The sequence below is a fragment of the Pantoea sp. SIMBA_079 genome (assembly GCF_046940275.1).
Taxonomy (GTDB): Bacteria; Pseudomonadota; Gammaproteobacteria; order Enterobacterales; family Enterobacteriaceae; genus Pantoea; species Pantoea borealis.
Genome location: NZ_JAWRYR010000967.1, coordinates 1 through 233, shown reverse-complemented (window position 1 = coordinate 233; position 233 = coordinate 1). Strand labels below are relative to the sequence as shown.

Below are 233 nucleotides of genomic sequence, written 5' to 3'. Positions count from 1 at the left end.
GGCCTAGACGAATATTACCGTAAGGTCCGAACGCCATCCACAGGAGGAATAGTACAGTTATCAAGCCCGCAATCAGATAAAGCCATCCAAACTTCCCGGTCGCAAACGAAAACATCTGGTTTATCACCGCACTCCCTGCCTCGGGAAATGCGATGAGGGGGATCGTGACACCGAGTATCACTGCAATCGACGGCCAAAACACGCGACCATCCAGCGAGGCACCATCTTTGAAC

The 233-nt window shown here is 52.4% G+C and carries 1 protein-coding gene; it reads right to left on the bottom strand.

The window, feature by feature from the left end; all coding sequences use genetic code 11:
- Positions 1–233, bottom strand: a 233-nt coding sequence (locus SB719_RS22815) for a BCCT family transporter (RefSeq protein ID WP_412160134.1), incomplete at both ends; no start/stop codon positions are given.